The sequence below is a fragment of the Rhodoferax sp. genome, from assembly GCF_028715765.1.
Lineage (GTDB): Bacteria > Pseudomonadota > Gammaproteobacteria > Burkholderiales > Burkholderiaceae_C > Rhodoferax.
The window spans coordinates 50,724-58,393 of sequence record NZ_JAQURE010000019.1 but is presented as its reverse complement, the minus strand read 5'-3'; the positions used below and the strand labels follow the sequence as shown (position 1 = coordinate 58,393).

8 protein-coding genes are annotated in these 7,670 nt (G+C 59.8%); 6 read left to right on the top strand and 2 right to left on the bottom strand.

What is annotated here, in order from left to right; genetic code table 11:
* Together PHT20_RS08655 and PHT20_RS08650 are read left to right on the top strand one after the other, a co-directional pair.
* Window positions 1-500, top strand: a 500-nt coding sequence (locus PHT20_RS08655) for a 3-oxoacid CoA-transferase subunit A (RefSeq protein WP_301020197.1), incomplete at its 5' end; no start/stop codon positions are given.
* Between the two features lie 2 nt (window positions 501-502).
* Window positions 503-1,141, top strand: coding sequence for a 3-oxoacid CoA-transferase subunit B (locus tag PHT20_RS08650; RefSeq protein WP_300081968.1), 639 nt, complete (start codon window positions 503-505; stop codon window positions 1,139-1,141).
* Between the two features lie 2 nt (window positions 1,142-1,143).
* On the opposite strand, the gene PHT20_RS08645 is transcribed toward PHT20_RS08650, so the two are convergent.
* A complete protein-coding gene (locus PHT20_RS08645; RefSeq protein ID WP_301020196.1) occupies window positions 1,144-2,568 on the bottom strand; it encodes an MATE family efflux transporter in 1,425 nt (474 codons plus the stop codon).
* A gap of 116 nt (window positions 2,569-2,684) precedes the next feature.
* Here PHT20_RS08645 and PHT20_RS08640 point away from each other — a divergent pair, with 116 nt between their 5' ends.
* From PHT20_RS08640 to glgC, 4 genes are all read left to right on the top strand, one after another.
* Window positions 2,685-3,314, top strand: a complete 630-nt coding sequence (locus PHT20_RS08640; protein ID WP_301020195.1) for a nitroreductase family protein — start codon at window positions 2,685-2,687, stop codon at window positions 3,312-3,314.
* Between the two features lie 36 nt (window positions 3,315-3,350).
* Window positions 3,351-4,760: a DUF3422 domain-containing protein gene (locus PHT20_RS08635; RefSeq protein ID WP_301020194.1), complete on the top strand. Its 1,410-nt coding sequence runs from the start codon at window positions 3,351-3,353 to the stop codon at window positions 4,758-4,760.
* A 100-nt stretch (window positions 4,761-4,860) separates the two neighbouring features.
* Window positions 4,861-5,328 carry a PaaI family thioesterase gene (locus tag PHT20_RS08630; RefSeq protein ID WP_301020193.1) on the top strand — a complete coding sequence of 156 codons (468 nt, stop codon included), beginning with the start codon at window positions 4,861-4,863 and terminating at the stop codon, window positions 5,326-5,328.
* Between the two features lie 72 nt (window positions 5,329-5,400).
* The gene (gene glgC, locus PHT20_RS08625; protein ID WP_301020192.1) at window positions 5,401-6,774 is read left to right on the top strand and encodes a glucose-1-phosphate adenylyltransferase; all 1,374 of its coding nucleotides are present in this window, start codon (window positions 5,401-5,403) and stop codon (window positions 6,772-6,774) included.
* Here glgC and PHT20_RS08620 read toward each other — a convergent pair.
* On the bottom strand, window positions 6,668-7,648 hold the full coding sequence (locus PHT20_RS08620; protein ID WP_301020191.1) for a phosphodiesterase: 981 nt from the start codon (window positions 7,646-7,648) through the stop codon (window positions 6,668-6,670). The genes glgC and PHT20_RS08620 overlap by 107 nt on opposite strands.
* Window positions 7,649-7,670 lie beyond the last annotated feature (22 nt).

Sequence of the window (7,670 nt, the reverse complement as noted above, 5' to 3'; positions counted from 1 at the left end):
AGATCAGCAAAATGATTTCAAGCTATGTGGGCGAAAACAAGGAGTTTGAGCGCCAATACCTGGCAGGCGAATTGCAGCTTGAGTTCACGCCACAAGGCACACTGGCCGAAAAGCTGCGTGCTGGCGGTGCTGGCATTCCGGCGTTTTATGTGCGCACCGGTGTTGGCACGCTGGTGGCCGAAGGCAAAGAAAACCGCGTGTTTGACGGCCATGTCTACATCCTTGAGCACGCCCTGGTGCCAGAAGTGTCGTTGGTCAAAGCCTGGAAAGCTGACAAAAGTGGCAACCTGCTGTTTCGCCGCACTGCGCGCAACTTCAACCCGGCAGTGGCCATGGCGGGCAAGATCACCGTGGTGGAAGTTGAAGAAATTGTGGAGGTCGGCACGTTTGACCCCGACAGCGTGCACCTGCCTGGCATCTATGTGAATCGCCTCGTGCTCAATGCCACGCCAGAAAAGCGCATTGAGAAAAAAACCATTACCCAAAAAGCAGGAGTTTGATCATGGCTTGGACACACGACGAAATGGCCGCACTGGCCGCCAAAGAATTACAAGACGGTTTTTATGTGAACCTGGGCATTGGCCTGCCCACTTTGGTGGCCAATTTTGTAGACCCCAGCATCGAGGTCTGGCTGCAAAGCGAAAACGGCATGCTCGGCATTGGCCCGTTTCCCACCGAAGATGAAGTGGATGCCGACCTGATCAACGCCGGCAAACAAACCGTGACGACCATCCCCGGCTCCAGCATTTTCGGCAGCCACGACAGCTTCGCCATGATCCGTGGCGGCAAGATCAACCTGAGCATTTTGGGCGCCATGCAGGTCAGTGCCACGGGTGACCTGGCCAACTGGATGATTCCGGGCAAGATGGTCAAAGGCATGGGCGGCGCGATGGACCTAGTGGGTGGCGTGAAAAGCGTGGTGGTGCTGATGGAACACGTGGCCAAAAAGAAAGACGGCACGATTGACCTGAAAATCTTGCCCGAATGCACCTTGCCCTTGACCGGTGTGGGCGTGGTAGACCGCATCATCACCGACCTGGCCGTGCTTGACATCACACCGCACGGCCTCAAAGTGGTGGCGCGCGCCCCCGGTGTGAGCTTTGAAGAACTGCAAAGCAAAACCGGCGTGCCGTTGCACTGAGATCAGCCCTGCGGTGAAGGGCTGACGGGTAGCCGGCTGCGCGAGACTTTTCTGAGCAATAGCACCAAGCCCAGTGCAGCCACCGTCAGCCCCACAATCAGCGACATCCAAAACCCCTGCGCGGCCATGGGCTGCGCTGGCGCCCAAGGCAGCCAGGCGGGAGCCAAGCCAAGCACCATGCCCAGCGGCAAGGCAAACACCCAAAACGCCGTCATGTGGATCACCATCGGTGCTCGGGTGACCTTGTAGCCCCGAATGGCGCAACTGGCAATCACTTGCGTGGCATCTGAAAACTGAAACACGGCGGCCAGCAGCAGCAACTCGGCGGTGAGTGCGATCACTGCCGCGTCGCTGGTGTACAGGCTGGCAATGCTGTGGTTCAGCCCGGCCATCAAGCTTGCTGACAAAACGGCAATTCCCAGCCCCACGCCTACCCCCACCCAAGCCTGGTAGCGTGCCAACACCGCATCGCCCGCACCTAACGAATGTCCCACCCGGGTCAACAGCGCCAGCCCTAGACTCAGCGGCAGCATGAAGGTGAGCGAGGTGAAGTTCAGCGCAATTTGGTGCGCTGCCATTTGCGTGCTGCCAAACTTGGCAATCAGCAGTGCAATCAGGCTAAACGCACTGGTTTCGGCAAAGTAGGTGATGCCAATCGGCAAGCCCAGTCTCAGCAAGCTGACAATGCTCGCCCACTGCGGCGTTTCAAACTGAGCAAACGGCCAGGTCGACTGGTAAGCGCTGGCGCGATGCATCCACCACAACAACGCCAACAAGTTAAACACCACAGTCAGCAGCGTGGCCCAAGCGCAGCCCACTCCACCCAGGCGCGGAAAACCGGCCAGCCCAAACACCAGCACACTGTTGACCACCACGTTGAGCCCCAGCGACAGCAGTGCAATCACCATCAGCGGTTTGGTTTGGTTCAGGCTGGTGCTGTAGCCATACAGCACCCGGTAGCAGGCAAACAGTGGTAACGCCAGGCTGGAGATCAGCACAAAATCTTTGGCAATGTCATGCACCTTGGGTTCGAGCTGCATGTGGTCAAACAGCAGCGCAGACAGGTTGGCCAAGCCCAGCGCCACCATGCCTACGCCCGCAGCGCTCCACAGCGCTTGGCGCACCATGTGGGGCACTTGGGCGTGCTCCCGGGCGCCCACCTGGTGGGCCACGATCGGGTTGATGGCCATCATGATGCCCATCACGGTGAGCATCAGCATGTTCCAGATCGACACCCCCAGCGACACCCCAGCCAAATCTTGCGCGCTGGCATGCCCCGCCATGGCGACATCCACCACCGCCATGCCCACGTAGGCCAGCTGCCCCACCAAAATGGGCCAGGCCAGTTGCCACAAACCGGCCAGTTCAGTGCCAAGGCGCAGGCGAGCTGCGGGGTGGTGAAAAAGATGTTGAAGGGGGCGAATCAAGGTGTGGCGGCGGTGTGGCAAGGGGCAATAGTGTCCCATCGTTTGAGGTGGCTCAGGGTAAACCAGCAAAACGCCAAAATAAGGCACACTGAATTGACTTCACCATGGGGCAAGAAATGGATGTTTTACCGGGCCAGGATTTTTTTGAGTTTGCCAAAGTGCTGGTGCATTCGCGTCAGCATGTGGCACCACGCCGCTTGGTGGAACCTGGCCCCAGTGCCGCGCAACTGAGTGACATTTTGGCTGCCGCTGCCGCTGCACCAGACCATGGCCAGCTGCAACCGTGGCGGTTTGTGCAGGTTCCCTTGGACAAGCGCGGTTGCCTGGCCGATGTGTTTGGCCAGGCGTTGCAAGACCGTGACCCAGCGGCCACACCCGAGCAAATTGAAAACGCCCGTGACAAGGCATTTCGTGCCCCCTTTTTGATGTTGGCCATTGCCCGGCTGACCGGCAGCACCCCCGAGCAAGATGACAAGCGCCATCTGGCCGGTGAGTTGGCGGTGGGTGATGCCGAACGGCTGGTGTCATTGGGCTGTGCCATTGAAAACATGCTGTTGGTGGCCAATGCGCTGGGTTTTGGCTCTGGTCTGACCAGCGGCCAGGCCTTGGCTTCAGCGCCCTTGCGCACCTTGTTTGCGTTGCAAGCGCACGAGCTGGCGGTGTGCTGCATCAACTTCGGCACCGTGTCCAAAGCCAAGTCGGCACGTTTGCGCCCGGATGTGGCGGCATTTGTCACCAGTTTGTGAGCAGCATGTCAGGTGAATGAGGGCAAAATCTGACCCATGCACCTAGCCCTTGCCCCTGATTCCTTGGCCGCTGACCGCAGCTGGCTCCCCCCAGACGACAGCCTGCGCCTAGAGCTGCACAACGAGGTGCATGCGCGCCCTAGCGCACGCATTCGGTTACCTGCGCTGATTGTGTATGTGGCCGTGCTCAATGCCGGCGTGAGCCGACAAGCCGAGTGCGCCCATTTGCGCCGCTTGCCGGGTCAAGCAGAGCTGGCGCCAGAGCAGCTGAACAGCAATTTTTTGCGCTTGCGCCTGGATGGGTTCACGGTCAAGTGGGAGCGGCACACCGAGTTCACCCGCTATTCCATCGTGCAACCGCTGCCGCCAGAGGCTGGACTGGGCGCCAGCGAGCCTGATTTGTTGAGCAGCTTGGCGCTGCCTGCACAGTGGTTTGCGCAAATTCCCGGTCGCACGGTGGCGGCAGTGCAGTTGGCCATGGTGAACGCGCCGCTGGATGAGGCCACGGTGCTGATGGCACAGGCCGTCAACTGGCTGGGTGGGCGCACCGTGGTGGCGTCGCTGATGGGCAGCAACCCAAGCCAGGCGGCGCTGCCAGTGACGGAACCCAACAACCGGCATGGCTACGCTCACCCCATGGGGCACTCGTGGGCGCTGACGCAATTTCGAATGCAGGCCGACGGCTTTGAGCGCATGCTGGTGATTGCCCCTGAGGGCACCAGTCAAACCCGTGCCGGGCGCATTGCCGCGCGCCTGCTGGAGCTGGAAACCTACCGCCTGATGGCGTTGCGCGGCTTGCCTGTGGCCAAACTGCTGGCACCCAAGCTGGCCGAAGCCGAAGCGGCGCTGATGCTGATCACCGCGCAGTTAGAAGACAAGTCGGCCTCTGACCAAGAATTGCTCGATACCCTGGTGTCGCTGGCGGCGCGGGTGGAGCGCGCCACGGCTGAAAACAATTACCGTTTTTCTGCCACCCAGGCCTACTACACGCTGGTCGGGCAACGCATTACCGAGCTGCGCGAAAAAGCCATTCCGGGCACGCAAACCATTGGCGAATTCATGCAGCGGCGCTTGTCACCCGCCATGGCCACGGTGGCGGCTACCGCGCAGCGCCTGGCCTCGTTGTCGGAGCGGGTGGCGCGTACCAGCGATTTGCTGCGCACCCGAGTTGACATTGCCACCGAGGTGCAAAACCAGCAGCTGCTGGAGCAGCTCACCCACGGCCAGGCCACGCAGTTGCGGCTGCAGAGCACGGTGGAAGGCTTGTCGATTGCGGCCATTTCCTACTACGTCATCAGCTTGCTGCTGTATGGCGGCAAGGCGCTCAAGGCAGCGGGTCTGCCCATCAACCCCGAAATGGCAGCTGGTGCCTTGGTGCCGGTGGTGCTGTGGGCGGTGTGGCGCACCACCCAGCGCATTCATGCCAAGCTGCATGTCAGCCATTGATGCGTTAAATAATATATAAGAAATTGGCCTCTAGAGCTTATGGATAAAGAGCATACAGCTATCAATAGCATAACAACGATTCAACTAACCGGAGACCCTGATGAAAGCATTTCAAGAGTATTACCCTGAAAATCTGGCGCATTGCTACGGCTGTGGCGCCCAAAACGAGCATGGCCACCGCATCAAAACCTTTTGGGATGGCGACGAGACCGTGACCCATTTCACCCCCGAGCCCTACCACACCGCCGTGCCGGGCTACACCTATGGCGGCTTGCTGGCCAGCCTGATTGACTGCCATGGCACCGGCACGGCCGCTGCCGCCATGTACCGCCAAGAAGGTCGTGCCATGGACACCTTGCCGGCGTTTCGTTTTGTCACCGGTTCTTTGCATGTGGACTACCTCAAGCCCACGCCGATCACTGAAACACTTGAAATCCGTGGCCGGGTCAAAGAAATCAAAGGCCGCAAAGTGGTGGTCGAGGCCACCGTTTACGCCGCTGGTGTGGCCACCGCTCGGGGCGAGATTGTGGCCATTCAAATGCCTGAAAATTTTGGTACCGTGAGCTGATCTGTATCAGTACCTGAGGGTCTGAATCTTGCTAGTGTGGGCAAGCCGTTCACACATTCAGGAGCACTCACCATGGTTCAGCCCATCACCTCTTCCAGTCTGCCCGCGCACGTTCAGGCGGGGCATGACCCGCGCTTTGTCAGCCAGCTCACCCGCAGCACCTTCGCCCTGATTTTGGCGGGTGGGCGCGGTAGCCGGTTGCATGAGTTGACCGACTTTCGCGCCAAACCGGCCGTGCCTTTTGGTGGCAAATTTCGCATCATTGACTTCACCCTGTCCAACTGCGTCAACTCGGGCGTGCGCCGGGTGGGGGTGGCCACCCAATACAAGTCGCAAAGTCTGATTCGGCATTTGCAGCTGGGTTGGAGCTTTCTGGATGGCCGGCTCAACGAGTTCATTGAGATCATGCCGGCGCAGCAGCAGTCCAGCGGCGAGCACTGGTACCAGGGCACAGCCGACGCGGTGTTTCAAAACTTGCGAGAAATCCGCCATGCCCGGCCTGAGTATGTGTTGGTCTTGTCGGGCGACCACATTTACCGCATGGACTACGGCCGCGTGTTGGCCGCCCATGTGGCCAAAAAAGCCGACCTGACCGTGGCCTGCATTGAAGTGCCCTTGGAAGAGGCGCGCAGTTTTGGCGTGATGGCGGTCAATGACGAGTCCAGGGTGGTGGACTTTACCGAGAAACCCGAGCAACCTGCCGCCATGCCTGGCCAAAGCGACAAAGCGCTGGCCAGCATGGGCATTTACGTGTTCAATGCCAGCTTTTTGTACGAACAACTGCAGCGCGACGCGGATGACCCGCAGTCCAGCCACGACTTTGGCAAAGACATCATTCCGCACTGTGTCAAACGCTACCGCACCTATGCCCAAAATTTCTCAGACAGCTGCGTCACTGAGCCTGGCAAACCCGCTTATTGGCGCGATGTGGGCACGCTTGATGCCTTTTGGGCCGCCAACATTGACCTGGTGCAAGTCACCCCCGACCTGAATTTGTATGCTGAAAACTGGCCGATCTGGACTTGGCAGCCGCAAACACCCCCGGCCAAATTTGTGTTTGATGACGATACACGCCGTGGCAAGGCGGTGGATTCCATGGTCTCAGGGGGCTGCATCATCAGCGGCGCCGTGGTGCGCCGGTCGATGTTGTTCAGTGGCGTGCAAGTGCACAGCTACGCCACGGTAGAAGACACTTTGCTGCTGCCCGGTGTGGATGTGGGGCGGTATTGCGTGCTGAAAAAATGCATTGTTGACAAGAATTGCAAACTGCCCGAAGGCACTGTCATTGGTGTGGATGCGGCGCAAGATAAAAAGCATTTCCGCGTCACCCCCTCGGGCATCACCCTGGTGACCAAAGAGATGCTGGAGCAGCTGACAAACCCAACTGCAAAATCAAATGGTGGTTCAGCCGCTCCTGGATTTTCGAGGCAGACAGCGCGGTCTTGATGCGTGGGCTGCCCATTGAGGTGCGGTGTAAGGTGGGCGGGCGCAGCACGTCGCCCCGGCTGTTGAGCACAATGGCCACATCAGGCTGACCCAGCTGGGCGTCGGGTCGCAACACCACGGCCACTTTGTCATCCTCAAGCTGCACATAAGTCCCCGGTGGATAGTTGCCGACCAGTGCCACCAGCGCTTGCCCCACCGGATTGGGCGCCGACGCCGAGTGACCCAGCAGGCTTTGGGCTGATTCGGCCGCGCTGCGGCCTTCGCGGGACTGGCGTGGGCTGATCATGGCAGCGTATCGGTCCACCACTTGCAGGATGTGCGCCAAGCGGTGCGGTGGCGTGAGTTCAGCCAGTGGTGTGGCAGGGTCGATGTCTTGGTGGTGCAGCTCGACCGTGCGCATCCACAAAGAGTTATGAATGCCCAGCTCTTGCAGCAGTGCCGCCCCCAGCGCGGCATGGCTGTGGATGGCGGCCTGCTGTTCGCGGTTGGGCTTGTCCAGCTGCGTGGCCAACTGGTCTTGCATCTCGGTCATGGCCACGTTCATGGTCAGTGCGGCCAGCTCCAGGCTGTTGCATTCGTGGGTGTTCAGGGCAAATTTCGGGCCAATCAAGTGGCACAACACCGCGCAGGCCAGCGCGTGTGAGGCGCTGTAGCCCACCGGCGACTGCACTGCCAATTGAAACAACAAATACAGTGCCAGATTGGCATCGTGCGCCACCAGGTCTTGCATCCAGCGGCCATATTGGTACAGCCGGGCTTCAAACTCTTGGGCGCTGCTGGGGTGCGCCAAGATCACGCCCAGGCTGGCCTCCAGGTCAGACCACTGCCCGAGCAGGTTTTCGTAGTCTTCTTCGGTTCTAAGCAGCAGGCTCATGGGCTGAGGCGGGCTGAACTTA

Excerpts from the sequence above, each read along its gene's own strand:
- PHT20_RS08650 (WP_300081968.1), top strand. The coding sequence starts at position 503 with ATGGCTTGGACACACGACGAAATGGCCGCACTGGCCGCCAAAGAATTA.
- PHT20_RS08640 (WP_301020195.1), top strand. The coding sequence starts at position 2,685 with ATGGATGTTTTACCGGGCCAGGATTTTTTTGAGTTTGCCAAAGTGCTG.
- PHT20_RS08635 (WP_301020194.1), top strand. The coding sequence starts at position 3,351 with ATGCACCTAGCCCTTGCCCCTGATTCCTTGGCCGCTGACCGCAGCTGG.
- PHT20_RS08630 (WP_301020193.1), top strand. The coding sequence starts at position 4,861 with ATGAAAGCATTTCAAGAGTATTACCCTGAAAATCTGGCGCATTGCTAC.
- glgC (WP_301020192.1), top strand. The coding sequence starts at position 5,401 with ATGGTTCAGCCCATCACCTCTTCCAGTCTGCCCGCGCACGTTCAGGCG.
- PHT20_RS08620 (WP_301020191.1), bottom strand. The coding sequence starts at position 7,648 with ATGAGCCTGCTGCTTAGAACCGAAGAAGACTACGAAAACCTGCTCGGG.